The sequence below is a fragment of the Pseudomonas sp. RAC1 genome, from assembly GCF_030658255.1.
In the GTDB taxonomy this organism is placed as follows: domain Bacteria; phylum Pseudomonadota; class Gammaproteobacteria; order Pseudomonadales; family Pseudomonadaceae; genus Aquipseudomonas; species Aquipseudomonas boreofloridensis.
Genome location: NZ_JAUTXS020000016.1, coordinates 40,289 through 66,910, shown reverse-complemented (window position 1 = coordinate 66,910; position 26,622 = coordinate 40,289). Strand labels below are relative to the sequence as shown.

At 66.1% G+C, this 26,622-nt stretch carries 28 protein-coding genes; 9 read left to right on the top strand and 19 right to left on the bottom strand.

Annotation, left to right across the window (positions count from 1 at the left end; all coding sequences use genetic code 11):
* Positions 1-2: 2 nt before the first annotated feature.
* Positions 3-1,268, bottom strand: coding sequence for a D-amino acid dehydrogenase (locus Q7C30_RS03550; protein WP_317870689.1), 1,266 nt, complete (start codon positions 1,266-1,268; stop codon positions 3-5).
* A gap of 49 nt (positions 1,269-1,317) precedes the next feature.
* On the bottom strand, positions 1,318-2,172 hold the full coding sequence (locus tag Q7C30_RS03545; protein ID WP_317870705.1) for an EcsC family protein: 855 nt from the start codon (positions 2,170-2,172) through the stop codon (positions 1,318-1,320).
* Positions 2,173-2,373: 201 nt separating this feature from the next.
* Here Q7C30_RS03545 and Q7C30_RS03540 point away from each other — a divergent pair, with 201 nt between their 5' ends.
* From Q7C30_RS03540 to Q7C30_RS03525, 4 genes are read left to right on the top strand one after another with little or no spacing between them, the layout of a single operon-like run.
* Positions 2,374-2,595, top strand: a complete 222-nt coding sequence (locus Q7C30_RS03540; RefSeq protein ID WP_029614377.1) for an MbtH family protein — start codon at positions 2,374-2,376, stop codon at positions 2,593-2,595.
* Positions 2,596-2,598: 3 nt separating this feature from the next.
* Positions 2,599-3,318 (top strand): alpha/beta fold hydrolase, encoded by a 720-nt coding sequence (locus Q7C30_RS03535; RefSeq protein WP_039577466.1) that lies wholly within the window; start codon positions 2,599-2,601, stop codon positions 3,316-3,318.
* Between the two features lie 60 nt (positions 3,319-3,378).
* Positions 3,379-3,930 (top strand): hydrolase, encoded by a 552-nt coding sequence (locus Q7C30_RS03530; RefSeq protein ID WP_317870688.1) that lies wholly within the window; start codon positions 3,379-3,381, stop codon positions 3,928-3,930.
* Positions 3,927-5,009 carry a DUF1615 domain-containing protein gene (locus Q7C30_RS03525; RefSeq protein WP_304485145.1) on the top strand — a complete coding sequence of 361 codons (1,083 nt, stop codon included), beginning with the start codon at positions 3,927-3,929 and terminating at the stop codon, positions 5,007-5,009. Before Q7C30_RS03530 ends, Q7C30_RS03525 begins: the two co-directional genes overlap by 4 nt.
* Positions 5,010-5,111: 102 nt before the next feature.
* Here Q7C30_RS03525 and Q7C30_RS03520 read toward each other — a convergent pair whose 3' ends face one another.
* The 5 genes from Q7C30_RS03520 to Q7C30_RS03500 form a co-directional block, all read right to left on the bottom strand.
* The gene (locus Q7C30_RS03520) at positions 5,112-6,626 is read right to left on the bottom strand and encodes a DHA2 family efflux MFS transporter permease subunit (RefSeq protein WP_317870687.1); all 1,515 of its coding nucleotides are present in this window, start codon (positions 6,624-6,626) and stop codon (positions 5,112-5,114) included.
* Complete coding sequence (locus Q7C30_RS03515; protein ID WP_317870686.1) at positions 6,616-7,758, bottom strand: HlyD family secretion protein; 1,143 nt, start codon at positions 7,756-7,758, stop codon at positions 6,616-6,618. The genes Q7C30_RS03520 and Q7C30_RS03515 overlap by 11 nt, the downstream gene beginning before the upstream one ends.
* The gene (locus Q7C30_RS03510) at positions 7,755-9,200 is read right to left on the bottom strand and encodes a TolC family protein (RefSeq protein WP_317870685.1); all 1,446 of its coding nucleotides are present in this window, start codon (positions 9,198-9,200) and stop codon (positions 7,755-7,757) included. The genes Q7C30_RS03515 and Q7C30_RS03510 overlap by 4 nt, the downstream gene beginning before the upstream one ends.
* 104 nt (positions 9,201-9,304) lie before the next feature.
* Positions 9,305-10,030 (bottom strand): helix-turn-helix transcriptional regulator, encoded by a 726-nt coding sequence (locus tag Q7C30_RS03505; protein WP_116888125.1) that lies wholly within the window; start codon positions 10,028-10,030, stop codon positions 9,305-9,307.
* A gap of 145 nt (positions 10,031-10,175) precedes the next feature.
* Positions 10,176-11,402: an MFS transporter gene (locus Q7C30_RS03500; protein WP_317870684.1), complete on the bottom strand. Its 1,227-nt coding sequence runs from the start codon at positions 11,400-11,402 to the stop codon at positions 10,176-10,178.
* Between the two features lie 185 nt (positions 11,403-11,587).
* Here Q7C30_RS03500 and Q7C30_RS03495 point away from each other — a divergent pair, with 185 nt between their 5' ends.
* Complete coding sequence (locus Q7C30_RS03495; RefSeq protein WP_317870683.1) at positions 11,588-11,788, top strand: hypothetical protein; 201 nt, start codon at positions 11,588-11,590, stop codon at positions 11,786-11,788.
* Here Q7C30_RS03495 and Q7C30_RS03490 read toward each other — a convergent pair.
* The 8 genes from Q7C30_RS03490 to pnuC all read right to left on the bottom strand — a co-directional run bounded on the left by Q7C30_RS03490 (position 11,779) and on the right by pnuC (position 18,045).
* Entirely contained in the window at positions 11,779-13,071 is a 1,293-nt protein-coding gene (locus Q7C30_RS03490; protein WP_317870682.1) for a transporter, read from the bottom strand. The two genes, Q7C30_RS03495 and Q7C30_RS03490, sit on opposite strands and share 10 nt — an antisense overlap.
* A 46-nt stretch (positions 13,072-13,117) precedes the next feature.
* Positions 13,118-13,864, bottom strand: coding sequence for a hypothetical protein (locus Q7C30_RS03485; RefSeq protein ID WP_317870681.1), 747 nt, complete (start codon positions 13,862-13,864; stop codon positions 13,118-13,120).
* Between the two features lie 38 nt (positions 13,865-13,902).
* On the bottom strand, positions 13,903-14,583 hold the full coding sequence (locus tag Q7C30_RS03480) for a C39 family peptidase (protein ID WP_029614381.1): 681 nt from the start codon (positions 14,581-14,583) through the stop codon (positions 13,903-13,905).
* Between the two features lie 60 nt (positions 14,584-14,643).
* A complete protein-coding gene (locus tag Q7C30_RS03475; protein WP_304485117.1) occupies positions 14,644-15,579 on the bottom strand; it encodes a heme utilization protein in 936 nt (311 codons plus the stop codon).
* 51 nt (positions 15,580-15,630) lie between these two features.
* The gene (locus Q7C30_RS03470; RefSeq protein ID WP_317870680.1) at positions 15,631-16,212 is read right to left on the bottom strand and encodes an adhesin; all 582 of its coding nucleotides are present in this window, start codon (positions 16,210-16,212) and stop codon (positions 15,631-15,633) included.
* A 1-nt stretch (position 16,213) separates the two neighbouring features.
* Complete coding sequence (locus tag Q7C30_RS03465; protein ID WP_317870679.1) at positions 16,214-16,663, bottom strand: hypothetical protein; 450 nt, start codon at positions 16,661-16,663, stop codon at positions 16,214-16,216.
* A gap of 294 nt (positions 16,664-16,957) precedes the next feature.
* Positions 16,958-17,482: an AAA family ATPase gene (locus tag Q7C30_RS03460; RefSeq protein ID WP_317870678.1), complete on the bottom strand. Its 525-nt coding sequence runs from the start codon at positions 17,480-17,482 to the stop codon at positions 16,958-16,960.
* Entirely contained in the window at positions 17,479-18,045 is a 567-nt protein-coding gene (gene pnuC, locus Q7C30_RS03455) for a nicotinamide riboside transporter PnuC (protein WP_317870677.1), read from the bottom strand. Before pnuC ends, Q7C30_RS03460 begins: the two co-directional genes overlap by 4 nt.
* A gap of 161 nt (positions 18,046-18,206) precedes the next feature.
* Between pnuC and Q7C30_RS03450 the strand changes: the two genes are divergently transcribed.
* Positions 18,207-19,490, top strand: a complete 1,284-nt coding sequence (locus Q7C30_RS03450; RefSeq protein WP_317870676.1) for a DUF2599 domain-containing protein — start codon at positions 18,207-18,209, stop codon at positions 19,488-19,490.
* A gap of 51 nt (positions 19,491-19,541) precedes the next feature.
* Here Q7C30_RS03450 and Q7C30_RS03445 read toward each other — a convergent pair whose 3' ends face one another.
* The gene (locus Q7C30_RS03445) at positions 19,542-21,287 is read right to left on the bottom strand and encodes a DUF2599 domain-containing protein (RefSeq protein WP_317870675.1); all 1,746 of its coding nucleotides are present in this window, start codon (positions 21,285-21,287) and stop codon (positions 19,542-19,544) included.
* Between the two features lie 91 nt (positions 21,288-21,378).
* Positions 21,379-23,013, bottom strand: coding sequence for a methyl-accepting chemotaxis protein (locus tag Q7C30_RS03440; protein WP_317870674.1), 1,635 nt, complete (start codon positions 23,011-23,013; stop codon positions 21,379-21,381).
* 300 nt (positions 23,014-23,313) lie between these two features.
* Here Q7C30_RS03440 and Q7C30_RS03435 point away from each other — a divergent pair, with 300 nt between their 5' ends.
* Entirely contained in the window at positions 23,314-24,147 is an 834-nt protein-coding gene (locus tag Q7C30_RS03435; protein ID WP_295485254.1) for an undecaprenyl-diphosphate phosphatase, read from the top strand.
* Positions 24,144-24,569, top strand: a complete 426-nt coding sequence (locus Q7C30_RS03430; protein WP_295485253.1) for a DUF1294 domain-containing protein — start codon at positions 24,144-24,146, stop codon at positions 24,567-24,569. Before Q7C30_RS03435 ends, Q7C30_RS03430 begins: the two co-directional genes overlap by 4 nt.
* A gap of 25 nt (positions 24,570-24,594) precedes the next feature.
* Here Q7C30_RS03430 and Q7C30_RS03425 read toward each other — a convergent pair whose 3' ends face one another.
* Both Q7C30_RS03425 and Q7C30_RS03420 read right to left on the bottom strand, forming a co-directional pair.
* A complete protein-coding gene (locus Q7C30_RS03425) occupies positions 24,595-24,957 on the bottom strand; it encodes an MmcQ/YjbR family DNA-binding protein (RefSeq protein ID WP_317870673.1) in 363 nt (120 codons plus the stop codon).
* The gene (locus Q7C30_RS03420; RefSeq protein ID WP_039577497.1) at positions 24,950-25,852 is read right to left on the bottom strand and encodes a LysR substrate-binding domain-containing protein; all 903 of its coding nucleotides are present in this window, start codon (positions 25,850-25,852) and stop codon (positions 24,950-24,952) included. Before Q7C30_RS03420 ends, Q7C30_RS03425 begins: the two co-directional genes overlap by 8 nt.
* Before the next feature lie 132 nt (positions 25,853-25,984).
* Between Q7C30_RS03420 and Q7C30_RS03415 the strand changes: the two genes are divergently transcribed.
* Positions 25,985-26,593 carry an FMN-dependent NADH-azoreductase gene (locus tag Q7C30_RS03415; protein ID WP_039577502.1) on the top strand — a complete coding sequence of 203 codons (609 nt, stop codon included), beginning with the start codon at positions 25,985-25,987 and terminating at the stop codon, positions 26,591-26,593.
* Positions 26,594-26,622: the final 29 nt, after the last annotated feature.

Sequence of the window (26,622 nt, the reverse complement as noted above, 5' to 3'; positions counted from 1 at the left end):
CGTCAGTTGCCCGCGCCATGGGCTGCCAGGCTGAAGGGCGCCAGGTCCACTGGCGGCTGCGTCTGGACGATCAGTCGAGCGAGGCCCTCGCCGCTGGCACAGGCCAGGGTGAAACCCAGTGGGCCGTGACCGACATTGAGCCACAGGTTGTCCAGGCCCGGCGCCCGGTCGATGATCGGCTTGCCCAGCGCAGTGGCCGGGCGCAGGCCCGCCCAGGCTTGGATCTGGCGCAAGTCCAGGGCGGGAAACACTTCGCCGACCTGCCGCTTGAGCAGGGCGATGCGGCGCTCGGGGGCGTGCGCTGTGCGTGCGCCCAGATCCACCATCGCAGCGATGCGCAACGAATCCCCAAGCGGCGCGTAGAGGATCTTGCGGCTGGCATCGGTGATGCTGATTTTCGGCAGGCTGAGGTTCTCGTTCGGCTGCACGCTCAGGGTGTAACCGCGCAGGGGGTAGAGCGGCAGGTCGATGCCCAGCGGCTTGACCAACGGGACGCTGGCGATACCGCAGGCGATCACGAAACCATCGGCCGGCAGGCGATCCTCGCCCAACCTCAATGCGGCAAGCCGCGAACCGCGCCGCTCGAAGCCGCTGACCGCTTCACCCAAGTGCAAACGCACGTTGCGCATCCCCTGTAATTGCCGTTTCACACCCTCGCAGAACAGACGGCAGTTACCGACCGCATCCCCTGGCGTGAAGATCCCGCCCGCCAGACGTTCAGCCACCGCGGCCAATGCCGGCTCCAGTACGGTGCACTCACTCGCGCTGAGCACCTGGTGACGGGCGCCGGCTGCCTGCTGACGTTCGAGCAGTCTCGCGGCAGCGCTCAATGAGGCGGCGCTGCGATGGATGATCAGCTTGCCGCTGTGGCGCAGGTCGAAGTCGATGGGGATGTGCTGCAGCAGCTCCGTCATCAGCGTCTGGCTGCGCAACGACAGGCTGAGCATTTCGCCGAAGGTCTGCTCGACCCGCGATGCCCGGCACGCTCGCAGGAACGCCAGGCACCAACGCCACTGCCGAGGGTCCAGGCGCGGGCGCAGGTGCAGGGGGGCTTCGCGCGACAACAGCCAGTGGGGCAGGTGGCCCAGCACCGACGGGTCGGCCAGAGGCGCGACGTTGTTGTAGCTCAACTGCCCGCCATTGGCGAAGCTGGTTTCCAGCGCCACGTCCTGGTTACGCTCGACCAGCGTGACCTCGAGCCCGGCCCGCGCCAGGTACAGCGCGCTCGACAGGCCAATGACGCCTGCGCCCACTACCACGACGTGCATGCCATGCCCCCCCTGATCCGTGATCCGCTCCCAAGTATGGTCGGGAATCTCAATGGGTGCGTGGTCGGCTCTGACTCAACGCGGTATACGCCGCCCTGACCTCATCGAACCCGTAGCGCGCCTCCAGTCGCTTGACGATGAAATGGCCGCGCGCCATGTCCTGGTAGAACCGGGTGAACAGGGTATTTATCGTTGCCCCGGTCACCGCGCCGATCACCGGCACGGCCTGGGCGGCGAACTTGCTGGAAATGGTCACCCCGAAGCGCGTGGCGACTTTCTCGATCAGCAGCGCCAGCCACTTGCCGGCCTGCGCCGGATTGAGGTTCTTGACCGCCGAGGCGCCCTGGCGGGCGGCGATTTCAGCCAACTCGCGGGACAACTGCTGCAAGGTGCGGCTGGTGAAACTGCGGGTCAGGTAGTAGCCGGTTTCGGCGGCGTCGTCGCTGTCGCTGGGACCACCCAAGGCGAACACTTCGATGCACGCCTGCTTGGTGCTCAGCTCGCTCAGGTCAAAGCCTTCGCTGCGCGCCACGTCCGCGACGGCGCGCATCATCAAGGTGGTGGACACCGGCAGTTCGACGAACAGCGCCGGGGCACCGAAAGCGCCGCCGAGCGCGCCGCAGGTAGCGGCGTAGAATTTATGCAGGCGCGTCGAGGCGGCCGTGTGCGGACGGTTGTCCAGGCTCCACAGCGCCGCCTCCGCCGACGTGTGCAACGCGGCCTTGACCGCGCCGTTGATGCGCTTGGCCACCGGGCCGGGCAGGGCCTTGACCGCGCCTTCGATGGGCGAGCCGATCAAGGCCGAGAGCTTGGCGGTGAGCGAAGGCGACTCGAGCAGGGCGACGGCGCGCTTGAGGTCGTTGTAGTCTTCGGGGTGGTCTTGGATAGGCACCAGAGTCTCCAGGGCGTGTCAGGCATCAGGTCGGCGGGATAGTCTTCTGACCCTCGCGTGGCGCTGATTTCACCCGCAGCGGACAGATGGATTATTTTTGCCGCAGACCGTGGCGGTCAACACGGCATAATTTTCTGCGTGCGGCTTTCGTTACCCTCAGAGCTGCCCTGGGTCCAGAAGGACCGGGCCACCATCATCCCAAGGAGATTGCCAATGACTTCCGTATTCGACCGCGACGACATCGTGTTCCAGGTTGTGATGAACCATGAGGAGCAGTACTCGATCTGGCCGGACTACAAGGCGATTCCCGCCGGCTGGCACGCTGTGGGCAAGAGCGGGCTGAAAAAAGAGTGTCTGGCCTACATCGACGAGGTATGGACCGACATGCGTCCGCTGAGCCTGCGCCAGAAGATGGCCGAAGCGGCGGCGCAGTAAGCGGTGAGCGCACTCAACCTGCTGTGCCTGCCGTACTCCGGTGCCAGCGCCATGGTCTACAGCCGCTGGCGGCGCAAGCTGCCGGCCTGGCTGCAGGTGCGTCCGGTCGAGCTGCCGGGGCGCGGTGCGCGACTGGCCGAGCCTTTGCACACCGACATGCAGGGCCTGGCCCGGCAACTGGCCAACGAGCAGCGCCTGGCCGCCAGCACGCCCTATGCGTTGCTCGGCCATAGCCTCGGTGCGCTGCTGGCCTTCGAGCTGGCCCATGAACTGCAAGCCCTGGGCTGTCCGCCACCGGTGGCGCTGTTCGCCTGCGGCACGGCCGCGCCCACGCGCCGCGAAGGCTATGACGGTGCCAACTGGCGCGAGCCCAGAAGCGACGCCGAGCTGATTGACGAACTACGTGAGCTGCAAGGCACGCCCGAAGACGTGCTGGCCAACCAGGAGCTGATGAGCCTGACCTTGCCGGTGCTCAGGGCCGATTTTCTGCTGTGCGGGCGTTACGCCTACCGCCAGCGCGCGCCGCTGCGTTGCCCGCTGCACGTGCTCGGCGGCACGGACGACCGCGCCACCGAGGAGCAACTGCTGGCCTGGAGCCGGGAAAGCCTGGGCGAGTTCTCGCTGGAGCGATTCCCCGGTGGGCACTTCTTCATCCATGAGCATGAGGACCGCGTGCTGGCCACGCTGACCGCAGCCTTGGAGCCCCATCGCCTGACAGCGTGATTGACGCGGCCCTTGTCCTGCGGGAGGCTGGGCGCTTTCTTCAGGACAAGGGCCGTCTTTATGCTCATCGATCCCCGCCAGGCCACGCTGCTCGTGGTCGATATCCAGGAACGCCTGATCGGCGCCATGAGCGACCCGCAGGGCATGCGTGAGCGCGCCCGCTGGCTGCTGGCCGCCAGCGCCGAGCTCGATGTGCCGACCGTCATCTCCGAGCAGTACCCCAAGGGCCTTGGCCCGACCCTGAGTGAGCTCAAGGCCACCACCCCCCAGGCCGAGGTGGTGCAGAAGCTGCATTTCTCGTGCGTGGCTGCCGACTGCCTGCCGCCCAGCCTGCTGGCGCGCGAGCAGGTGATCGTCTGTGGCATGGAAACCCACGTCTGCGTGCTGCAGACCGTCTTGGGCCTGTTGGCGCTGGGCAAACAGGTGTTCGTGGTCGAGGATGTCTGCGACAGCCGCACGCCGGCGAGCAAGGCGGCGGGTCTGGCGCGCATGCGCGATGCCGGGGCGCAGATCGTCACCGGCGAGATGGTGCTGTTCGAGCTGCTGGGCAGTGCCAGCCATCCGCTGTTCCGCCATATCAGCAAAACCTACCTGGTGGGAGAGCGCTCCTGAACCGCGTGTGGTTGGCCAGCGCGGTACTGCTGCTGGCCGTGCTCCAGGGCTGCGCCGGGCGTCGGGAGCAGGCGCCGAGCGCCGATCCTGCCCAGGTGCGCGCCGAGCTTCTGCGTTTGTTGCCCACCACGCTCAAGGACCGCCAGGGCTGGGCCGAGGATATTCAGGTGGCTTTCGCCGCCCAGCGCCTGGAGCCCAGCCGCAGCAACCTGTGCGCGGTGCTGGCGGTGACCGAGCAGGAGTCGACGTTCAGCGCCGATCCGCAGGTGCCGAACCTGGGGCGCATTGCCCGTGAGGAAATCGACCGCCGCGCCGCACGCTTGCACATTCCCGGTCTGCTGGTCGACGGTGCGCTCAATACCCGTTCGGCCAATGGCCAGACGTACCAGCAACGCTTGCAGGCAGTGCGCAGCGAAGGGCAGCTCAGCGCCCTGTTCGACGACTTCCTTGCCGGCCTGCCGTTGGGCGAGTCGCTGCTCGGCGGTTTCAACCCGGTGCGCACCGGCGGGCCGATGCAGGTCAGCGTCGATTTTGCCCAACGTCATGCCCAGGACTACCCCTATGCGCACGAGGGCAGCCTGCGTCAGGAGGTGTTCACCCGCCGTGGCGGCCTGTACTTCGGCATCGCCCACCTGCTGGGCTACCCGGCCCACTACGAGCGGCCGCTGTATCGCTTCGCCGACTACAACGCCGGCTGGTATGCCAGCCGCAACGCGGCGTTTCAGGCGGCGCTGAGCCGGGTGACGGGCACTGCGCTGGCGCTGGACGGCGACTTGATCGCCCCGGGCGCGTTGCTGCCGGGCACCACGGAGCGCGCCGCACGCCGCCTCGGCACGAAGCTTGGGTTGCGCAATCCGCAGATCCGCAGCCAGTTGGCGCTGGAAAACAGCCTGGCGCTGGAAGACAGCGCGCTGTATCGCGGCGTGTTCGCCCTGGCCGATGCCCAGGCCGGTAAGCCGCTGCCGCGCGCGGTGTTGCCTGGGATCGTGCTGCAGAGCCCGAAGATCACCCGCACGCTGACCACCGCCTGGTTCGCCGAACGGGTGGATGGGCGCTACCAGCGCTGTTTGCAGCGCTGAGGGGCAGGGGTGGACTTGGCCTTCTACGCGTGTGATCCATGAGCGGGCTTGATGGGTACGAGCAACGCAGGGCGCTGAACATTGAGCCCTGATCGCAACCTTTCAGGCGCTCCCAGCCCGTCTACCGCGCAGCAGCAGCGAAGCCAGCGCGCAGCCGGTGAGTGCCAGGCCCGCCAGGAAGAACGCGTCGCTGTAGGCCGTCAGGTAGGCCTCGCGACGGACCGTCGTCGCCAGCATTTCAAGCATCTGCTGCGGATGGGCCAGCCAGGTCTGCTGGCCGATCCGTTCTTGTACGCCTGCGGAAAACACCGTCACATGCTCATGAATACGCTCGCTGTGCACCCGCTCGCGGGTGGCCACGATCTGCGTCAGCACCGCCGTGCCAATGGCGCCGCCGAGGTTGCGCAGCATGGAGAACACCGCCGAAGCCGAGCCCGCCTCGCGTTTGTCCAGTCCGGCGACCGCCAGCACCGACAGCGCGACCATGATGAACGGCTGGCCAATGCCGCGCACCACAGTCGAGGGGATGATCACGTTGTCGGCGCTGTCGGCCGTGAGGCTCGCACCCAGCCAGCAGCCCAGCGCCATGATCAGAAACCCGCTGGCGACCATGAACTTGGCGCTGGTCCACTGCATCAGCCTGGGCATCAGCGGCGCCAGCAGCAGTTGCACCAGGCCATAGGCGATCAGCGCCACGCCCACGTCGCGGGCGCTGAAGCCCTGCAACTGCGACAGGTAGTTGGGCACCAGGAACACCAGCCCGAAGGTGGCCGCGCCGAAGATGAACATCGCCACGCTGGCCACGCCGAAGTTGTAATGCCCCAGCAGCCGCAGGTTGATGAAGGCGCGCTTGCCCAATAGCTGGCTGAGCACGAACACCACCAGGGCGATACCCGCCATCAGGCTCATGCCGAGGATGTAGGACGAACTGAACCAGTCCAGACGGCCACCTTCCTCCAGCACGATCTGCAGCCCGCCCAGGCCCAGCACCATCGCCGCGATGCCCAGCCAGTCGCCCTTGCGCAGCAGTTCCAGGCGCAGCGCACGGGCGTCGATGGACCAGGCGATGGCTGCCAGCAGCGCCACCCCGGGAATCAGTTGCAGGTAGAAGATCCAGCGCCACGAGTAGGCGTCCGTCAGCCAGCCGCCCAGCGACGGGCCGGCGGCCTGGGCCACGCTGTTGGCCAGGCTGAACAGCGCCATGCCCATGGGCATGCGGCTGGGCGGCAGCTCGGTGATGATCAACTGGAACGACAGCGGAATCAGCACCGCCCCCGCGGCGCCCTGGATCACACGCAGGAGGATCATCGCCTCCAGGTTCGGCGCCCAGGAGCAGGCCACCGAGGCCAGCAGGAAAATGAACGAGCCGGTCCACATCACCCGGCGCAGGGCGAACACCTCCACCAGCCAGGCCGTCAGCGGAATCATGACGATTTCCGCCACCAGGTAGGCCGTGGAGATCCACGAGCCTTCCTCGAAGCTGGCGCCCAGCGAGCCGCGGATTTCCGGCAGCGCCGCGCTGGTGACGTGTACGTTCATCCCGGCCATGAAACAGCCCAGCAGCCCGCCCAGTACCGCCACCCAGGCGCGCAGCGAGACCGTGCGTTCAGTGCTCATCGCCAGGCTCCGCGCGGGTGTCGACGCTGGTCAGCACCGACATGCCGGGCAGCAGGGTGATGCCCTCGGCGGGGTTGTCGAGCAGGATACGCACGGGAAAGCGCTGGACGATCTTGGTGAAGTTGCCGGTGGCGTTGTCCGACGGCAGCAGGGCGAAGACATTGCCCGAGGCCGGCGAGAAGCTGGCGACCCGGCCGTGCAGGCGCGCCTCGGAAAAGCTGTCGACGCGGATCTGCACCGGTTGTCCGGGGCGCATACGCGCCAATTGGGTTTCCTTGTAGTTGGCCACCACGTAGGCCTGCTGCACCGGCACCACTGCCAGCAGCGGTTGGCCCGGCACCACGTATTGACCGGCACGCACGCGGCGCTGGCCGACCACCCCGGCGATGGGCGCGCGGATCAGCGTGTCCTGCGCGTCCTGCTCGGCCAGCGTCTGCCGCGCCTGGGCCTGGACCAGCGCCGCCTGCTGCTGCTCGAGCACTGCGCCCGCCTCGGTGGCGCGCGCCTGGACCATGGCCAGGGTCGAGCGCGCCTCGCGCCACGCCGCCTGCGCGCCTTGCCAGTTGGCCTCGGCCTGGTCCGCACTGGCACGGGCGCTTTCCAGGCGCTGGGCGGTCGCGGCGTGGTCGCGCACCAAGCCACGATAGCGCGTGAGGTCCAACGCACTGCGGCGACGTTCGGCGGCGGCACTGCGTTGCGTGGCCTCGGCCTTGAGGATCGCCTCGCGCTGTTGATGGATGCCCTCGGCGGCGATCTGCTGTCTGGCCTTGGCGACGTTCAGCGCGGCCTGCGCTTGCGTCACCGCCGCCTGCGCCTGGTCGAGACGGGCGCGGTAATCGTCGCTGCGCAGCTTGACCAGCACGTCGCCGGCGTGCACCGGCTGGTCGTCTTCGACCATCACCTCGGCCACATAGCCGGCCACCCGTGGGCTCAGGGCCACCCAGTCGGCGCGCACGTAGGCATCGTCGGTGGTTTCCAGATAACGCCCGGTGCTCCACCAGTGGCCGCCGTAGGCCAGCACGGCGAGGCCCGCCAGGCCGGCCGCACCGGCCCAGAACAGGCGGCGACGGGCGGCCTGACGCTTGGCATGGGCGGTGGCAAGCGCATCGTCAGGGGTTACGGCAGTGTTCATGGTCGCACGTCCATTTCGGTGGTTTGCCAGCGCCCGCCAAGGGCGCGGAACAGGTTGACCTGGGCCTGGGCCAGGCGACCGCGCGCCAGCACTTGCGTGGCGCGCAGGGTGATCAGCTCGCGTTCGCTGTCGAGCAGGGCGAGGCCGTCCAGGCTGCCGGCGCGGTAACCGGCGTCAGCCAGGGCGTAGCCGCGCTGGCTGTGCTGCAGCGCCGCATCCAGGCCCTGCACGTGGCGTCGTTCGCCGTCGTAGCGAGCCAGCGCCTCGCGCACGTCCTTGAGGGCGGCCAACGCCACGCTGCGGTAGTGCGCCACTTGGCCGTCGGCCAGCGCCCGGGCCTTGTCGAGGCGAGCGCGGTTGGCCTTGAGGTTGGGAAACTGCCAACTGATCAGCGGGCCGATGGCGAAGGTCATGGCGCGGCTGCTGCCGAGCCGATGCGGGTGTGAGTCGGCGGCGGTGAATGCGGCGCCGAAGCTCACCTGCGGATACAGGTCGGCCTGGGCGATGTCGATCTGCAGCCGGGCAGCGCGCAGTTCGCGCTCGGCCTGACGCACGTCGGGGCGACGTTGCAGCAGGTGCCAGCCATCGCCCACGGGCAAGGGCGCGGACAGCGTGGGAATGACCGTGCAGCGATCGAGCGGGCGGGCATTGGCCTGGCCGCTGAGCAAGGCCAGCTCGAAGCGGGCAATCTGCTGCCGGGCTTCGAGCATCGGCATGCGCGCGCGCACCTGCTCGCGCAGGCCCAGCAGCCGCTCGCTGTCCAGTTGGGTGGTCACGCCGGCCTGCACTTGGCGCTCGCTCAGGCGCACGCTGCGTTCGAGCGAGTCCAGGGACTGCCGGGCCTGGACCAGGCTGGCGCTGGCCACGCAGTGGTCGAGGTAGGCGCGGGTCGTCTGGGTGGCCACTTGCAAGCGCACCTGTTCGAGGGCGGCGCGGCCGGCCTGGGCCTGGGCGCGTGCCCGTTGCAGGCTGGCCTGCACTTGGCCCCACAGGTCGAGCTGGTAAGCCAGTTCGATGCCGGGGCTGAACTGCCACTGGCTCGGCGCGTGGCGGTCGTTGACCTCGGCCAGGGTCTGCTCGTCGCTGCGCTTGCCGTAGGTGGCGCCCAGGGTCAGCTCGGTCGACGGCCAGCGCCTTGAATCGATTTCGCCAATGCCTGCCAGCAGGGCCTGGACGTTGGCTTCGGCCTGGGCCAGGTCCTGGTTGTGCGCCAGGGCCTGCTCGACCCAGCGGTTGAGCTGCGCATCGTCGAACAGCGCCCACCAGCGTTCGGGCAACGGGCGTTGCTCAAGACCGGCTGGCAGATCACGCAATGGCCCGTCCGGTATCACGGCAGGCGGGTCTTGCGGCGCAGGTGGCCCGGCGCAGGCGGCGAGCAGGACGAGCGCGCCAAATGTAAGCCCGCAGCGGGCAGGGTGGCGCAAGGGAAAAGGCGGAAACATCGCATCGGTCGCTTGAAAGGTCGTGCTGCAAGCTTAAGGAGCCCGACCCCCAGGGTGCTGTCGCCAACGGGACAAGTCCGCGCGCGCTAAGGACAACCTGAGGCTCAGCGATCCTGCGCCTGCGCACCGCCCAGCACACCAAGCTGCCAGTCGCTGGGTGCATGCCCGAGAATGCGTTTGAACATGGCGGCAAAGGCGCTGGCGCTCTGATAGCCATGCTCCAGCGCCACGGCCAGGATCGGCCTGCCAGCGGCCAGGTGCTGCTGACTGAGCATGACCCGCGCCCGCGCGCGCCATTCGCCGCAGGACATGCCCAACTCGCGCTGAAACAGCCGCGCCACGTTACGGGCGCTCATGTTCAACTGCGCACCACAAGCCTCGAGGCTCAGTTCCTGGGAAGGCTCTTCGAGGAAGCGCTCGCACCAGGCGCGCAGACGGGCATGCTCGGGCATCGCCACGAACCCTTCGACGCGCCGGGCATGGGCCAGTTCACGGCGGATCAGTGCCCGCACATGTTCGCCTTCCTGCGCGCCGAGCATGCGCGAAGCGGCGAGGATCAGCTCGCGCAGCAGCCCCGATACCACGATCAGTTGGCAGCGCTCGGCCTGGCCGTCGAGCAGCAAGGTCCGCAGGCACACCGCACCTTGCATGTGCAGGGCGTGGCTGACCCCGGCCGGCACCCACAAGGCGTGGCCGCCGGGAATCACCCAGTTGCCGCGTTCACTGCTCACGCGCATCACGCCGCAGGCGGCGTAGAGCAGTTGATCTTCGGCGTGACAGTGGCTGGCGATGTGTTCGCCAGATCGGTAGTCCATCTCCAAGGCTTGCATGCACGAGGCTCCAATTGATTGGATCCAATCATACGTGGGCGCAGCGGGCATGGCTTGCTAAGAGTGGTGTGGATTTGAGATCAATCGCCTGTGTGTGCCGTCCCTGGCGCTCAGAAGGGTGAATTATTGCGTGATCCAGGCCAGTTCAAGCAGGTTGCGTGGCAGCGCTGTTGCTCACGTGGCGCCCAAGCACCAGCACGGTGACGAAGCCGCAGCCGACCAGAGCCGTGGCCAGGCTCAGCAGCATCGGGCTGCCGAACTGATCGACGATGCGCCCACCGAAGAACGAACCCAGGGCGATGATGACCTGGAACATCGCTACGAACAGCGGCATGCCGCGCTCCACATCCTTGGGCGCGACCACGAACATCCAGATGTTGGCGCAGGCTGGAAACGCGCCGAAGGCGAACCCCCACAGGGCAATCAGCATCAGCGCACCGGTCAGGCTGGTGGCAAAGGTGGGGAACAGCGCGGTACTGGTGCCGATCAGCAGGGCCACCAGCAGCAGGGTGTAGCGCACGCTGCGGCTGGCGGCATAGCCGGCGAACAGGTTGCCGATCACTCCGGCCACGCCATAGAGCAGCAGCAGCGAGCCGATGGTCGGCCCGTCGAAGCCGGCGCGTTCCTTGAAGAACGGCGCGACGTAGGTGTAGGCGGCGAAATGTGCCAGGCCGATCAGCAGCACGGCGATCAGGCCCACCCGCGCCAAAGGATTGAGGAACAGGGCCGGCAGGTCGCTGACCCGAATGGCCTTTTCCGGGGTCAGCCGTGGCAGCAGGAATACCTGGGCCAGCAGCACCGGCACGCCCACCAGCGCCGTGACCAGGAAGGTCATGCGCCAGCCCATGAGGCCGCTGAGCCAGGTGCCCACCGGCACCCCCAGCACGGTGGCGAGGGTCACGCCGGCCATGATGATCGAGTTCGCCTGGCCGACGCCGACGCCCCGTGGCGCCAGGCGCCCGCTCAAGGCGATGGCGGTGGCCCAGAAGCCGCCGATGCTGATGCCCAGCAGCACGCGGCCGAGCAGCAGCAGGTTGAAGTCGCTGGCGTAGGCCACCACGGCGTTGGCCACGATCATGTTGAACGTCAGGCCTACCAGCAGGTAGCGGCGATCCAGCGCGCCGATGCTCACCGACAGCAACGGCGCAGCGAGGGCAGCCATGATGCCGGGCAGGGTGACCATCAGCCCGGCGTGACCGGCGCTGATACCCAGGTCGGCGGCGACATCGTTGAGGACACCGACCGGGAGGAATTCGCTGGTCACCAGGGCAAAGGCGCCGACGGCCACCGAGAGGATCGCCAGCCATTGCTGGAGCAGGCTTTGTTGCGCATGTTCGGGACGGCCCTGATGGGCCGGGTTCGGGCTTGGCATGATACAGATTCCAAGAAGAGGTCGCCTGGGGCAGGCGAGTGAGGCGGGGGAAAAATGGAAGGCGATTATAGGAGGGCCTGCGGCCTGCTCCATAAGCAGGCCGTTCGATAGTGATCATCAGTCAGATCGATGGATCATGCTGCGGTGCGGCGTCGACCGCGGGTCAGGCCACCGTTTCGCTGAGCTTGACCAGGTTGCCGTCGCGCATCGCCCGGATCTTCTGCGAACTGCCGCTGGACCGCCCGCTGAAGAGGGTCGGGCTACCGTTCGAGGTGCCCGACTTCGAGGTTGCCCTGTACTGGCACTCGCGCAGCGAACGCTCGACGGCGCTGAGCTGGTTCTTCGAGCAGATCGTCGCGGCGCTGGTGGAAGCCGATCAGAAGTAGTACGGGAATTTCAGGCTGAAGGTGAAGTCCGGCGCGTCCTCGGTGAGGCCGATCGACAGGTTGGGCACGATGGTCAGGTGATCGCTGGCCGCCAGGGTCATGCCGACGTTGAAGTAGGCCGCGTTGGCGTCGCTGCTCTTGACGTCGGTCCAACTGTCGCCGGTTTCCGCAGATTTGATCCGCGAGCGCTTGGCGATCAGGTCCGAGACCGAGAACGACATCGACATCTTCTCGTTCAGCGCGAAGGCCACACCGGCCCCGACCTGGAAACTGTCGCCGATCTTCACCTTGCCCGGCACTTTCTGGTTGAGCGTGGAACTGACGTCGCCGAACGATTCCTCGAAGGTATGGGTATACGACAGGCTGCCGAACAGCACCGCCGGGTCGAAGGTCTTGACCAGCGAAATGCCTGGGCTGATCGACCACACGCCGTTGCCGGTGGGTAGGTCCTCGGGGTAGCTGAGGCTGTCGTTGGCGGTGTCGCGGCGCAGCTTGATGCCGAACGGGTCTTTGCCGGTCGGCGCCTTGACGCGCAGGCTGAACACCGCATCCGGGGTGTTCTCGGACTCGTCGAGGAACTTGTAGGCGACTCCGAAGTTGACGTCGCCCAGGGTCGGGTCGCGGGTCACGCTGCGTTCGGAAATGCCTTGGGCGTTGTTGCCGACGCCGCCGGACTGGTAGGTCGATTCGCGGTAGATGATCGGGGCGTTGACGTCGAACTGCCAACGGTTGTCCAGGTTGTAGCGGGCGGTGAGGTCCAAGGTCCAGTTGTCGGCCTTGATCCGGTCCAGGTTGATGTTGCCGAGGAAGATCGAGTCCAGCGCCAGGAAGCCGTTGAGGATCAGTTGGCGGGTGTCGTAGCGGGCATAGCTGATGCCGGTCTCGACGCTGAAGCGGCCGCCGCCGAAGAATCCGCTGGCTTCGTCGTACAGGTTGGAGACGCTTTGCGCCGGCGCCGAATCGTCCTTGAGCGATTCGCCATAGGACGCGCCACTGGCGCTGCCGGTGCTGCCTGCCGCGGCGATCGCTTGGTTGTTGCGCGGCGCTGAAGCCGGCGAGCGGGTCAGGCGCTTGGGAGGCGGCGCTGCCGGTTGCTCCTCGACCTGGCGCACGCGCTGCTCCAACACCATCAGCGCTTGTTGCTGCGCGTCGTAACGCTGCTTGAGCGCGGCCAATTCAGCCTTGAGCGCTTCCACCTGGGGATCGTTCGCTGCATACAGCAGCGACACCGGCAGCAAGGTTCCCAGGCACACAACTGCCCCCAACGACAACGATCGATGCATATGTCAGCCGTCCCTTCCAACCCCGTTGATTGAAGCGAAGCGTAGATCAGTATCCGGTGACTCGAAGGCCTTTGAGCGGGTCGAGATTACAGTTCAAAGCGCCCGAGGACGGCAGGTTGTCGCGCAGCACCACATTGAGCTGGGTCAGGTTGCTGACGGCGTTGTTGCCACCGAGCAAGGTGGTGGCCTGGAGCATGCCGCCATTGGCCAGGCGTTGCAGGCTCTGGCCCTGGTTGTCATTGGCCTGGATGGCCATCTGGATGCCGTTGCCGCTGTTGGAGACGCTGAGCGTGCCGGCCGCATTGCTGTTGCTCAGCGTGGTGCCGGCAGGCAGCGGCTGGCCTTGGGGCAGGGCGGCGTCGCCCACCTGGCTGGCTTGGCGGACAGTGATCGCCACGTCGTTGTAGGCACTGTTGTTGTCCCCGGCGGCGCGCACCGACTGGGTCACGCCCTGGGTAGCGTTGAGCAGCCCGGCGCCACCTTCCACCAGACCGTTGCCGTGGGTGGGCAACTGCCCGGTGCCTTTCTCGCCGGTCATGGACACGTAGAACTGCGGCTTGATCACGTTTTGCTGCACCTGCAGGCGGGTGGTCGCGCCGATGCGGTCACCCGCAGCGTTCTGCCAGGTGCTGCTCATGACGATGCCGAAGCTGATGATGCGCCCCGGCATCACGTATTTGCCACGCAACTGCGCCAGCTCCTGGTCCTTGACCTCGACGGGCTTGAACACCTGTGCGTGGACGGGAAGGCTGGTCGCCAGGCAGGCGGCGACCAGCCAGTTGATCGTCTTCATCGCTGCTCCCGGGGACTTGGCGCCCCTTGTGTTGATGGTCAGAAGAAATCGCTCTGGATGAAACCGAACTCCATCAGTTGCGCGTCCTCGACCGGGTAGAAACCGTCGATGCGCCGCTTGGCGGTCAACGGCGCCGGAGGGTCGAGCAGGGCATTGGCCTTGTCGTAGCCGGGGCCGATCACGGCGAAGATGATGCCGTTCCAGCCTTTGCGGAAATCCTCGAGGGTGTAGCGCTTGTGGCCCAGCACCGGATCGCCGATGTAGACCCAGCCCCTGTCGATGCGCTGTAGCACCACGAAGTGCTTGTAGCCGCGAATGTCCATCAGCACGATCACCGGGATACTGAGTTTATCCAGGGTGTCGGCTTCGATCCGGTAGCCACGGGCGCGCATGCCGATGCTTTCGACGTAGCGCTTCATGTCGAGCATGGAAAAGCCCTGGACCTTGACCGTGTCCTGGTCGGAGTGGGCAAGCATGCCCTCGATCACCTGGTGTTCATCGACATCGAGCCAGTAGGCCTGTTTGAGTACCGTGGCCAGGGCGGCGGCGCCGCAACTGAAGTCGGTCTTCTGCTGCACCAGGTCGGCGAAGCGGCGTTCGCGCAGGCTCTGCACCGGCTTGTAGACCAGCGTGCCGCCGGGCAGGGCGGCGATGGGCATCTGCGTCGCTTCGGCGTGGCCTGCAAGCAACAGCAGTGTGGCAATCAGCACAACGCGCATGACGTTCTCCACCGCATACACACACGCAAAGGGGCCCCGCAGGGCCCCGTACCACAGGCGTTACATGCAGGCTTTGCACCCTGCGGCGATGGACAGCGAGTTGGTCTGCTGGTTGCCGACACCCGCCGAGACGTTGGCGCCGACGTTGCCCGAGACGTTGTTCAGCGAGTTGTTCAGGTTGGCGTTGTTGGTGACCGGGTTGCGCCAGCCGGTGGGGGTCAGCACTTGATAGGAGGCGACGCCGGCCAGGTCGAACGTGCCTTCTTCGTGGAGTTTGACCGGGCTCTTCTCGACGCGGGTATTGCCATACCAGTCGCGGCTGCTCTGCTCCACATAGCCGGAACCGGTGCCTTTGTAGGTGCCGGTGGATGAGTAGCTGGAGTTGAGGGTTTCGGTGCTGTAGGTACGGTCGGCCTTGTTGTCGACGCTCAGGCCGCCGACGTTCTGGTTGGCCGCGCCAGTGGCGGCGGCGACCCGACCGCCGGACACGGCGATGGCCAGGTTGTTCTTCTGCTGGTTGAAGTCGCCGGCACTGACGTTGACGCCGATGTTGCCGGAGCTGCCGTTGGCCGAACCGTAGAGGTTGGCGTTGTTGGTCGCGGAAAGGTTCTTGACGGTATTGCCGGTGTTGCTCTGGGTGGCCTGGGACATGGCCACGGCGCTGCCGAAGATGAACTTCTCATCGGCGGTGGCGATGGCGGCGACGTTGTCCTGCTGGTTGCCGGTACCGGCCGCGACGTTGGCACCCAGGTTGCCTTGGGAGCCGTTGGCCGAGTTGTCCATGCGCGCGTCGTTGCGAGTGCCCTGATTGAGCGACCGGTTGCCGGCGTTGCTCTGGGTGTCGAGCACGGTGGCGGCAGAACCGGCATTGGTCAGCAGTGAGCGCAGGCTCTCCTGACCGGCGTTGCCAGTCGCGCTTTCGTCCGCCTGCGCCGCCACTGCCATGACCGCAGCGAGGGCGAATACCAGAGGCTTGAGTGCCATTTTAGGTTTCATGGTGTTTCTCCGCTTGTCGTTTGGTTGTCGAGTGTTGGGCTGTATCGAGGGTCAATCCGCGACCCGGACGCTCAGGGTGTTGGCCATTCGGTTGCCCACCCCGGCGCTCTGATTCAACTGGACCACGCCACGGCTGCCGGTGAAGGCCTGATCACTGGTCGTGACCAGGCGACTGCCGGGTGTGCGATCCGTTGCCTCGGAGCTGTTGGCCAGCGCGACGTTCTGCTGGCTGAGAATGCTGTCGTCGATGCCTTGCGGTGCGGCGCTGATGCTGATGCGCACGGCGTTGGCCTGTTGCGTGGCGGCGCCGGCCGCCTGGTTGATGCCGAGCATGCCGTTGCCTTGGCTGAAGGCAGCGCCGTCGATCCGTACTTGGGCATCGTGGCCGACATCGGCGCGCGCATCGTTGCGCTGGTCGATCTGCGTGCGCGCCTGGCCTTGGGTGCCGATGGCGATGGCTTTCACCGTGGCCTGCTGCAGGGCATGGCCGGCGGCCTGGTTGATGTCGAGGTTGCCCTGGTAGGCGCGGCCGCTGCTGTCGAGGGTGGCGTTGTCGATCACCGGCGCGGCGGCCAGCCCAGCGCCGCTCACGGCCAGGCCGAGACACACAAGGCACAAGCTGATGCTGCCCATGTCATTGGCCTCGGGTCAGGATTTGCAGGGGCGCCAGGCCACGCTGGACGTTCTGGTTCACCGTGCCGGCCAGGCTGCCGGTCGCCGATGCGCCGGCACTGGAGCCGCCGGCCATCCCCGGCAACGGCGATGAATGGCCACCCAGGCCGCGCAGGTTGTTGCCGTTGTCGGGCAGCAGTTGGCGGCTGACGCGGGTGCCACTGGCCACCTGGGCGAAGTCGCCGTCGGACAGCTCGTTGGTCTGCGCTTGTACGCGCGCCGAGGGGTTGGTATTGACGGTGGTCGGGTAGGGGTCTGGGGTGCCGGTGCGGCGGTCCGCCTGGCGGGGCTGGACATCGCGAGTCAGCACCACCACGCCGTTGCCCGCCGCGAAGGCGGGGAGCGCACAGGGGATGGCCACGAGTCCGGCCAGCGCGAGCAGTGCAGGTATTGTTGTGTGCTTGATCCCCACGGCATCACTCCTTTGCTGTGCGCTGGCCTTTGGGCGTTGCGCGAACAGAGGGAGCGAAAGCCGTGCCGCTTTCGGCTTTACCCGCGAAATCAGGTACTTGAGCGGTGCGTTCGATGACAGGGCGGTGACGCTGTCTCACGGTCGAGACAGCGAGGGCGGCAGCAGAGCTGGTAACGCGCCCAGCAGCGCCAGGTGGCAGGGCGCTGCATGTGTATCACCACTGATACAACTGCCGTGGGCGCATCGAAAGGCCTTGAACGGTGCGGATTTGCGAGGGGGAGGTGTATCGCCGACTTAACAGGCGAGCAGTGCCGCAACCGCCGTGAAGGCTTCCTCGCGGCGGTGCGACCAGTCGCCGCCGATCACTTTGAAGGGCTGGTTGTGCGAGCGCAGCCACAGCAGGCTGTCGTCGAAGAACGCCTGGCGCTCTTCGAGCCGCGGTTGGCAGCGTTGACCGTCGGCGATCCACTCCACGCCTTCGGGGCTCAGCAGCAGGTGCAGGTCGTAATGGCGTTGCAGCAACGCCTGCTCCAGCCAGGTCGGGCAGTCACCGAACAGCGCGCGGCTCCAGAGCAGGTTGCTCAGCAGGTGGGTATCGAGGATCAACAACTGCGGGGCCTGAGCGCGCGCCTGATCTTCCCAGGCCAATTGCCCCTGGGCGATGGGCGCAATGTCGGCGTAGCAGGTATCGCGCTGCTCGACATCGATGAAATGGCGCACGTACTCGCCCACCGTCACGCCGCCGAAGCGTCGTTGGATCTCGCCGCTCAGCCAGCTCTTGCCGCTGGACTCCGGGCCGCACAACACCAGAACCTTCATGCGCTCGCCAGCGCCGGGTCGCGCCGCCACGCCACCCAGCCGCGCACGGCGATCAGGGTGAACAGAGCATAGAGTGCCGCCGTCAGGTACAGGCCCTTGTACAGGAACAGGCCGACGAAGATCACATCGACCACGAACCACAGCGCCCAGCACTGCAAACGCTTCTGCGCCATCCACACTTGCGCCACCAGGCTGAAGCCGGTGAGCGCCGCATCCAGCCAGGGTTGCGCGGCATCGGTCCAGTGCGCCATGGCGGCGCCCAGGGCGATGCTGGCCAGCAGTCCCACGCCCAGGCCGCGCATGAGTGTCGGTGTATCCAGGCGCGAAACCTGACGGGCCTCTTCGACTCGGTCGGGACGTGTCCACTGCCACCAGCCGTACAGGTTGAGGACGGCGTAGACCAGTTGCAGGAGCATGTCCGAGTACAGCTTCACGTCGTAGAAGATCCAGCTATAGAGCACCACCATCACCAGGCCGATCGGCCAGCACCAGATGTTCTGCCGGACGGTGAGCCAGACAGCAATGACGCCGAGCACGGCGGCGAACAGTTCGAGGCCGGACATCGGCGCTCCTTGGGGAGGGGAAAGGGCGCGATTGTAACCTGCAAATGCGTGGCCGGTAACGGCCGTCTCGGGTCCGCCAGAACTGATATTTCTGCCAGTAGTGACGCGCGCAGGTGGGTCATAGGATGACTTGACACCTGATCAACCGAGGGTTGTCACCCATGAAACGATCACGATTCCCCTTCATCCTTGCCTGCGCAGTACCCATGTGCGTGTCTACCGGCGCGATATCGGCTGACCAATGCGAGGCCGTCGCCAGCGAGGTGACCCAGTGGTACAACAAGACGGTCGATGCCTGCGGGCGCAACCCGGCCGTCGATTGCTCCGGCGTGATGATCCGCGGCACCCAGCGCGCCGATGCCCACAAGGGCGAGCGCTACGACGTGTGGAACCCCAGCCCAGCTTCTGAAAAGTCGGGAGGCGTGTCGGTGTCGTGGATGCGTGCCGACAAGATCGGCTACGAGGATCCCGGCCTGGGCTATACCGATGGCATGATCTTCACCCCACGCGATTATGTGGGCAAAGGGCAGAAGAAACTCGACGTCTATTGTGCCTTTCCCGTCGATGCCTGGACCGATGACCGCGACAGTCGGGGTTGCGGCGACAACCGCACCACTCGACGGACCGAGGCCAGTTGTCAGTCGGCCAAGCTGATGAATGCCCAGGATTGGCGCAAATACTTCGACGCGCTGTACGAAGACAAGGGCGGTCGGCACCGTCGCCAACGCCAGTGCTCGTTCGACATGAACGGACGCCTTGATGCCAGCGCCCGGCGCGATGCGTTCGCCTCCTTCATCAAGGCGCGCCAGTCGATCGCCGATACTCGGACCGGGCGTGAAGTGCAGACCGAATTGCGTCTGGTGAGCTGGAAGGCCGATGAACCTGTACCGATCGCCGCCTTCTTCTACAGCGAGTCGCGAGGATTGGGCGCAGCGCAGCGCAACCAGCAGGACTATTACGCGAAGACCGGCAACTGGGTGCCGGTGATGCGGATGGACTTTCCCAAGGACGCTTCTGCCAAGACGCGGTTCGCCTGTGAGTCCAATGCCCAGTTCCTCAAGGCCGACGGCAGCCGCGCTAACGCTACGTGCAGCCAGTACGTGGAAAGTGCCGAGTGGATCCGCCGCTACGATCCGGGTTTCCGCAAGAATGTCTGGACCCTGTCGGTCAAACCGACCCGTTGCGGACGCAATATCGAGCGCTCCGAAGTCGATGCGATGTACGCCGAGCTCAAGAGCCGGTACGGCAGCGACTCGCGCTGGAAAGATTACGACCGAGGTTCACGGCGCAACTCCATGGCCACTCAATTGAGTTGCCATGTGTTCGGCAAGGACAAGGTCGGCAACCCGATCCGCTACAAGTCCACTTATAACCTGGAGCCGGTACGGCCCTTCGTGAACGAGGAGCAGGCGGAGAAAGTCGGTTGCAATCCCGTTTCAGCGTGAATGACTCGGCCCACCGTCCGCCGTTTGCGCGGGCACTGGGCCGATGCACGTTCACGGGTTGCACTTGGCCTTTTCGGTCTGCGCCGACGAGGTGGCCAGGCGGTAGGGCTCCAGGTTCCAGTCGGCCTTGCGGTTGTAGAGTTTGTGCAGGCAGGCCAGTTGCAGGTCCATGCTGCCGGCAATGCCCTCCTGCCAGCGCGGATCGAGGCCTTCCTGGCGGTACAGCTCGGCGTACAAGTCCTGTGCACTGGCTTGCCGGCCCAGCGCGGTTGGCACCACCCGCAAGCCGAACAGCGCCTCGCCGCTGTCTTCGGATGTGAGCGGCTGACCTTTTTCAGTCAGCACCGTCCAGCGGGTCGACTCGATCAGCCTGCGCACCGGGTTGCAGTTGGCCTTTTGCATGTCGGTGGACGAGAGCACCGGACGCCAGGGTTCGAGCTGCCATTGGGCATTGTTCGGGTGACGCACGGCCAGGCACTGCAGTTGCGCACGCATGCTGCCGGGATGGATTTCATCGTGCAGCCATTGCGGACTGTCGCCGTAGCGGGCTTCCAGGTCCGCATAGATGGCCTCGACATTGTCGGTGCTCAATTTCACCCCGGGTGCCAGCTTGAGGAGCAAAGACTTCTCGGCACGGCCCATGCCCAGTTCGTTCGGCTTGCGCTCGATCCAATCGGCGGAGGCGATCAGCATGCCCGGCTGCGGCGCCGCAGGTGCAGGTGGGGTGGGCGTTGGCGCATCGCTCAGCGGCACCACCTGATCCTTGGGCTCGTAGCTGAAGCGCTGGCTGGCAGGCTGAGTGAAGTCCAGGCGCAGGATCGGCACCGCGTAGCCTTGCGCGTACAGCTTGCGCTGGAACGCCTGGGCCGGCGCGAGACCGACCGTGGGCCGGGCCTTGCGCGTATCGCCGCGGGTGCTGGCCACATAGGTGCTATTGACGTCCCAGACGAAGGCATCGATGTAGGGCAGGCGGGCGCTGCCGTCGTCGGGGGTCTTGCCGGACTGGTCATTGCGCAGCAGGAACTCGTTGAGCAGTTCCTTGCGTGCAAAACCGTCCCGATGGCGGGTGCCGGGGGCTTGGTGGACGTCGATCATGGCATTCCAGTCTGCGGCCTGTTCGGCGTTCCACGAGCACTGCTGGACTTGGATGCGGTTCAGGTTGTTGGGCGCCAGTGCAGGTGGCCTGAGGTGGCCGAATTGGCTGCGCCACTGCGCCGCGGTATCGATCTTGCGCAGGTCGCACGAGCCCCAGGCCAGGGCGGCGTTGGCGTTGGGCGGAGTGGTTGCCGAGCGCAGTTGGTAGCCCTCGGGGCGGGTGTCGGACCAGCGCGTGCCTTTTACAGGCTGCTTGAGCGTGCCGCAGCCCCACGCTTGGCGATCCGGCCCGGTGAAGCCGTCGAAGGCGTAGATGCACATGAAGCCGGTTTCCATCACCGGTGCCTGCAACCGCCGGGCGTCCTCGGGCGTGCGCAGGATGAACCCTGCCGGGCGAATCAGGCGGCTGGTGCTCAGGTCCTTGCGGATCCAACTGAACGAGGTGGCGCCGGTGCTGATGGCGTAGGGGCTGTAGTCCCAGGGATTGAACGGTCCGTCATCGACCATGCGCAGGGTGACACCGCTGCAGTAGTAGTGGCCGCGCGGCGCGCCTCCCGGCTCCTTGCACGCGTTGTCGATGCGGTTGTAATTGTCGTTGATGCGCCGCAGCGTTTCCTGTGGTGTGCCCACCTCGATGGGCGCGGCGGCCAATGCGCTCGGCAACCCCAGGACCAGGGCTGCGGCCAGGCTGTACCTGAACATGTCGATCTCCAGTGGTGGCATGGAGGCTCAACGGTCTGCCAGGTCCGGCTGGGCGGTCTACTGGCAGAGTTGTCAGGTGGGACAGGGCCGCTCAGACCCTGAACTGGCGCAGCAACTGCTCGAGCTCCTCACTCAGACGGGCCAGTGCCGTACCGGCGTCGCTGGACTGGCGCGCGGCCTCGGCGGTCTGCTGGGACAGGCCGGCGGTGTCGAGCACGTTGCGGTTGATCTCCTCGACCACATGGGTCTGCTGCAAGGTGGCGCTGGCAATCGAGGTGTTGAGCGTGGCCAGGGTGTGCAGCGCCTGCTCGATGGCGGTCAGCCGGCTGCCGGCCTCGCGGGCCTGGGCGACGGTCTGGCGCGAGGCCTCGCTGCTGGTGTCGATGGCCTTGACCGCCGCGTCCGACTGACCTTGCAGGTGCTCGATCATGGTCTGGATCTCGGCCGTGGACTGAGCCGTGCGCTGGGCCAGCAGGCGCACCTCGTCGGCCACCACGGCAAAGCCGCGACCCTGTTCGCCCGCCCGTGCGGCTTCGATGGCGGCGTTCAAGGCGAGCAGGTTGGTCTGCTCGGCGATCGAGCGGATCACTTCCAGTACGCCGCCGATGCGCGTGCTGTGCCCGGCCAGGTCGCGAATCACGCCCTGCGCCTGGTCGATGGTCGCCGACAACCGGTCGATCTGCTGCAGGCTGCCTTGAATCGCCTGCTGGCCCTGGTCCACTTGTTCCTGGGCGGTGCGCATCTCGCTGGCGGCCTGTTCGGCATTCTTGGCCACGTCCTGCACCGCGTAGGTCACTTCATTGACCGCAGTGGCCACCTGGTCCATCTGCAGCGATTGGCTGGCGCTGTGCTGCTGGGCGCTGCCGGCGTTGTCGCCGACCTGCCCGGCGGTCTGGGCCAGGGCATGGGCGGTGCCTTGCAACTGTCCGATCACGCCCTGCAGCTTGCCGTTGAAGCGGTTGAAGTATTCGCCCAGGTGAGTGATCTCGTCGCGGCCGTGGGTGTCCAGGCGCCGGGTCAGGTCGCTTTCGCCGCTGGCGATGTTACCCATGGCCTGCACCGCTTCCTGTAACGGACGGGCGATGCTGCGGGCGATCAGCCAGACCAGCAGGCCCATCAGCGCGGCGATCGCCAGCCCCAGCAGCGAGGCGTCGCGCACCTGGCGGGCGAACTCGGCCTGGACGTCGTCTACGTAGACCCCCGAGCCGATGATCCAGCCCCAGGGTGTGAACAATTCGATGTACGAGGTCTTGGCCACCGGCTCACTGGCGCCGGGCTTGGGCCAGTGGTAGTTGACAGGCCCCGCGCCCTTGGCTTTGGCCAGACTCACCATCTCGTTGAACACGGCGAAGCCGTTCGGGTCGCGGATCGCCGAGAGGTCTTGGCCGTCGAGCTTGGCATTGACCGGGTGCATGATCATCTTTGGCTGCAGGTCGTTGATCCAGAAATAGTCGTCCTTGTCGTAGCGCAGCCCGCGCACCACTTGCAGCGCCTGCTGCTGGGCGCTTTGCCGATCGAGCGTGCCGGCGGCTTCCAGGCCTTGGTAATAGGCCAGTACGCCCACGGCGGTCTCCACCACGTGGCGGGTCTTTTCCGCCTTGGCCTGGTACAGGTCGCCGTGGATCTGGCGCAGCAACAGCAGCCCGAGCACCAGCAGCATGGCCAGGGACACCAGCAGGATCAGCCATAGACGCCGGCTGATCGACATCGATCTCAGTGTGTTCATCGAAAGCTCACTCCATTGCGTTGTTCTTTTTATACGAGCGACATCCAACCACGGTTGGCGTCCGGCAACCCAGTCGACCGACGTCGGGCGACCTTCCCTGTTGCATCCCGCACGCGCCTGCGCACGGGTCTCTGTTAGGATCTCGGCCGCGCAAGATGAAACCTTTAGTCTGCGCGAACTTTTTCGCTGGCGTCCGGACCAACAGACGCTGTAAAACAGCGACGCCGCGCGGGCGGTGCACATCTGTAATGGAAAAAAACTAGGATGCCGCCAACGAGCGGTATTCACTTGGGGGAGTTGATGGATTTTTGGAGTGCCTTTCAGGCAATCATTCTGGGTATCGTCGAGGGCCTGACGGAGTTTCTGCCGATTTCCAGTACCGGTCACCAGATCATCGTGGCCGACCTGATCGATTTCGGCGGCGAGCGCGCAATGGCGTTCAACATCATCATCCAGCTCGGCGCCATTCTTGCCGTGGTGTGGGAGTTTCGCAGCAAGATCTTCCAGGTGGTGCAGGGCCTGCCGACGCAGCCCAAGGCCCGGCGTTTCACCGCCAACCTGCTGATCGCCTTCATGCCGGCGGTGGTGCTCGGCGTGCTGTTCGCCGATCTCATCCATGAATACCTGTTCAACCCGATCACCGTGGCCGTGGCGCTGGTGGTGGGCGGTGTGATCATGCTCTGGGCCGAGCAGCGCGATCACCGCATCGCGGTGGAGCATGTCGATGACATGCGCTGGAGTCACGCCCTGAAAGTCGGCCTGGTGCAGTGCCTGGCGATGATTCCGGGCACCTCGCGCTCGGGCTCGACCATCATCGGCGGCCTGCTGTTCGGCCTGTCGCGCCAGGCGGCCACCGAGTTCTCGTTCTTCCTGGCGATGCCGACCATGGTCGGGGCCGCGGTGTACTCGGGCTACAAGTACCGTGACCTGTTCCAGCCGGCCGATCTGCCAGTCTTCGCCATCGGCTTCGTGGTGTCGTTCATCTTTGCCATGATCGCGGTGCGCGCCTTGCTCAAGTTCATCGCGCATCACAGCTATGCGGTGTTCGCCTGGTACCGCATCGCCTTCGGCCTGCTGATCCTGGCGACCTGGCAGTTCGGCTGGGTCGACTGGGCGACGGCGCACGCCGGATGAAACGTGATCCAGCCGCCGCCCGGCCTGGCCCTGGTCGGGCTGGGGAGGGCGCTGTGCGCTACCTGCGCCTGAAATTGTTGGTGTTGCTTGGCCTGTGCCTGCTGCCAGGTGCAGGTATCGCACGCATGGCCTGGAACGGGCAGTCCTGGTTGCCGTTGGCGCTGTACCCCCTGGCCAGCCTGGTGTGCCTGGCGCTGTACTGGCAGGACAAGCGCCAGGCCCGCCAGCTGGGTCGACGCATCCCGGAGAAGGTGTTGCACGCCAGCGAACTGCTGGGCGGCTGGCCGGGGGCACTGGTGGCCCAGCAACTGTTTCGCCACAAGACACGCAAGGTGTCTTACCAGGTGGTGTTCTGGGGCATCGTGGTGGTGCACCAGGCGGTGTGGGCGGATTACCTGTGGCTGGGGTGGCTGGGGCGTTGAGGGGGGCTGACCAACTGCTCTGTACTCACTCGATCACCAACCCCACCTGCAACCGCTTGGCCAAGCGCCGCACCACCAACTGGTGGGAGCGGCGCAACAACTCAGTGAGTTCTTCGCGGCCGAGGGCGTAGGGCGGCGCCACGCTGATCCAGTGCGCGCGCGCCAGGTAGGGCGCCGGCCGCACGCCGGGACGGTCGCAGTAGCCGAGAAAAAGTGTGTCGTCCACTTTGAACGACAGGCCGGCGCCCGCCAGGTCTTGCACGGCGAACATCTTGTTGCCTGCCACCGAGAACACCCGCACTCCGCCCCATTTGTAATCCTCCTGTGCTCCGGGCAGGCTCAGGCAAAAGGCCGCGGCCTGTTCGGCCGTCAGGTGTCGTTCAGACATAGCGCTCTCCACAGGCCTCGAACGAGGCCGCCAGATGATCGATCCATACCCGCACCGCCGGCAGCACGCCGCGTCGATGGGGGTAGACCGCTTGCAGGAACCCGCCGGGCAGCGACCAGTCTGGCAGCAGGCGGACCAGTTCGCCACGCGCCAGCTCCTCTTCGCAGTACATGCTCGGCAGTGCGGTGAAACCAAGGCCCGCACAGGCCGAGGCCTTGCGCACGATGAAGTCGTCGATGGCCAGGCGCGGTTCCAAGGCGATGTCCTGCGCCTGGCCATGGGGCCCGATCAGGCGAAAGTGCACCAGCCGATCGGCTTCGGCGGCGCCCAGCACCGGCAGGCTCAGCAACTGCGAGGGGTGCTCCAGGCCGACGGCGAAACCCGGCGCGGCCACCAGGTGCATGCGCGCCTGGCGCAGGCGGCGGGTGGCCAGGGCTGGGTCTTCGTCGCCCACGTCACGCACGCGCAAGGCAACGTCGATGCCTTCGGCGATCAGGTCGACGCGGCGATTGAGCAGCACCATGTCCAGTTGCACCTGCGGATACTGTTGCAGAAAACGATTGATCACCGGTGGCAGGAACGCGTGCGCCAGCGCCACCGGCGAAGACACCCGCAGCCGCCCGCGCGGTTCGCTGGTCATGCTGGCCACCGCTTCGTCGGCCATCTCGGCCTCCAGCAGCATCGCCTGGCAATGGTGCAGGTAGCGCTCACCCACGGCGGTCAACTTCAATTGCCGCGTGGTGCGCTGCAACAGGCGCGTGCCCAGGCGTTCCTCGAGCTCGGCGATGCGCCGTGACAAGCGCGATTTGGGAATGCCCAATTGACGGCCGGCCGCAGCGAAGCCCCCGGCTTCGACCACGCGGGCGAAATAGAAAAGGTCATTGAGGTCTTGCATGTTCGGTCCCACCGTTCCACCAGTGGAACAAACTAATGCACTTTTGCTCACTATTCACCTATTCAACCCTTCTGTAGCATCCTGCCCATCCTGATCGCCTCACTGCGCGGTCGTCATTCACAGGAGATTCCCATGAAACTGTTGCACATCGACTCGAGCATCCTGGGCGACAATTCCGCCTCCCGTCAGTTGAGCCGCGAAGTGGTCGAAGCCTGGAAAGCGGCCGACCCGAGCGTGGAAGTCACCTACCGCGACCTGGCGAGCGATGCCATCAGCCACTTCTCCGCCGCGACCCTGCTGGCCGCCGGCACCGCCGAAGAAGCCCGCGACGCCGCTCAAGCTCACGAAGCACGCCTGAGCGCCGAGACGCTGGCCGAGTTCCTGGCGGCCGACGCCGTGGTCATCGGCGCGCCGATGTACAACTTCAGCGTGCCGACTCAGCTCAAGGCCTGGATCGACCGCGTAACCGTCGCCGGCAAGACCTTCCGCTACACCGAAGCCGGTCCCGAAGGCCTGTGCGGTGGCAAGAAGGTGATTCTGGTCTCCACCGCTGGCGGTCTGCACCAAGGCCAGCCGACCGGCGTCGGCCACGAAGAATTCCTCAAGGTACTGTTCGGCTTCCTGGGCATCACCGATCTGCAGATCGTCCGCGCCGAAGGCCTGGCCTACGGTCCTGAGCAGCGCAGCTCGGCCATCGCGGCCGCACAGGCGCAGATCGCCGGCGAACTGTTCGCCGCCTGATTCAGCGCTGCTGAAAAAGCCGGTTGTCG

Excerpts from the sequence above, each read along its gene's own strand:
- Q7C30_RS03550 (WP_317870689.1), bottom strand. The coding sequence starts at position 1,268 with ATGCACGTCGTGGTAGTGGGCGCAGGCGTCATTGGCCTGTCGAGCGCG.
- Q7C30_RS03540 (WP_029614377.1), top strand. The coding sequence starts at position 2,374 with ATGACTTCCGTATTCGACCGCGACGACATCGTGTTCCAGGTTGTGATG.
- Q7C30_RS03530 (WP_317870688.1), top strand. The coding sequence starts at position 3,379 with ATGCTCATCGATCCCCGCCAGGCCACGCTGCTCGTGGTCGATATCCAG.
- Q7C30_RS03520 (WP_317870687.1), bottom strand. The coding sequence starts at position 6,626 with ATGAGCACTGAACGCACGGTCTCGCTGCGCGCCTGGGTGGCGGTACTG.
- Q7C30_RS03515 (WP_317870686.1), bottom strand. The coding sequence starts at position 7,758 with ATGAACACTGCCGTAACCCCTGACGATGCGCTTGCCACCGCCCATGCC.
- Q7C30_RS03510 (WP_317870685.1), bottom strand. The coding sequence starts at position 9,200 with ATGTTTCCGCCTTTTCCCTTGCGCCACCCTGCCCGCTGCGGGCTTACA.
- Q7C30_RS03505 (WP_116888125.1), bottom strand. The coding sequence starts at position 10,030 with ATGCAAGCCTTGGAGATGGACTACCGATCTGGCGAACACATCGCCAGC.
- Q7C30_RS03500 (WP_317870684.1), bottom strand. The coding sequence starts at position 11,402 with ATGCCAAGCCCGAACCCGGCCCATCAGGGCCGTCCCGAACATGCGCAA.
- Q7C30_RS03490 (WP_317870682.1), bottom strand. The coding sequence starts at position 13,071 with ATGCATCGATCGTTGTCGTTGGGGGCAGTTGTGTGCCTGGGAACCTTG.
- Q7C30_RS03485 (WP_317870681.1), bottom strand. The coding sequence starts at position 13,864 with ATGAAGACGATCAACTGGCTGGTCGCCGCCTGCCTGGCGACCAGCCTT.
- Q7C30_RS03480 (WP_029614381.1), bottom strand. The coding sequence starts at position 14,583 with ATGCGCGTTGTGCTGATTGCCACACTGCTGTTGCTTGCAGGCCACGCC.
- Q7C30_RS03475 (WP_304485117.1), bottom strand. The coding sequence starts at position 15,579 with ATGAAACCTAAAATGGCACTCAAGCCTCTGGTATTCGCCCTCGCTGCG.
- Q7C30_RS03470 (WP_317870680.1), bottom strand. The coding sequence starts at position 16,212 with ATGGGCAGCATCAGCTTGTGCCTTGTGTGTCTCGGCCTGGCCGTGAGC.
- Q7C30_RS03460 (WP_317870678.1), bottom strand. The coding sequence starts at position 17,482 with ATGAAGGTTCTGGTGTTGTGCGGCCCGGAGTCCAGCGGCAAGAGCTGG.
- pnuC (WP_317870677.1), bottom strand. The coding sequence starts at position 18,045 with ATGTCCGGCCTCGAACTGTTCGCCGCCGTGCTCGGCGTCATTGCTGTC.
- Q7C30_RS03450 (WP_317870676.1), top strand. The coding sequence starts at position 18,207 with ATGAAACGATCACGATTCCCCTTCATCCTTGCCTGCGCAGTACCCATG.
- Q7C30_RS03445 (WP_317870675.1), bottom strand. The coding sequence starts at position 21,287 with ATGTTCAGGTACAGCCTGGCCGCAGCCCTGGTCCTGGGGTTGCCGAGC.
- Q7C30_RS03440 (WP_317870674.1), bottom strand. The coding sequence starts at position 23,013 with ATGAACACACTGAGATCGATGTCGATCAGCCGGCGTCTATGGCTGATC.
- Q7C30_RS03435 (WP_295485254.1), top strand. The coding sequence starts at position 23,314 with ATGGATTTTTGGAGTGCCTTTCAGGCAATCATTCTGGGTATCGTCGAG.
- Q7C30_RS03430 (WP_295485253.1), top strand. The coding sequence starts at position 24,144 with ATGAAACGTGATCCAGCCGCCGCCCGGCCTGGCCCTGGTCGGGCTGGG.
- Q7C30_RS03425 (WP_317870673.1), bottom strand. The coding sequence starts at position 24,957 with ATGTCTGAACGACACCTGACGGCCGAACAGGCCGCGGCCTTTTGCCTG.
- Q7C30_RS03420 (WP_039577497.1), bottom strand. The coding sequence starts at position 25,852 with ATGCAAGACCTCAATGACCTTTTCTATTTCGCCCGCGTGGTCGAAGCC.
- Q7C30_RS03415 (WP_039577502.1), top strand. The coding sequence starts at position 25,985 with ATGAAACTGTTGCACATCGACTCGAGCATCCTGGGCGACAATTCCGCC.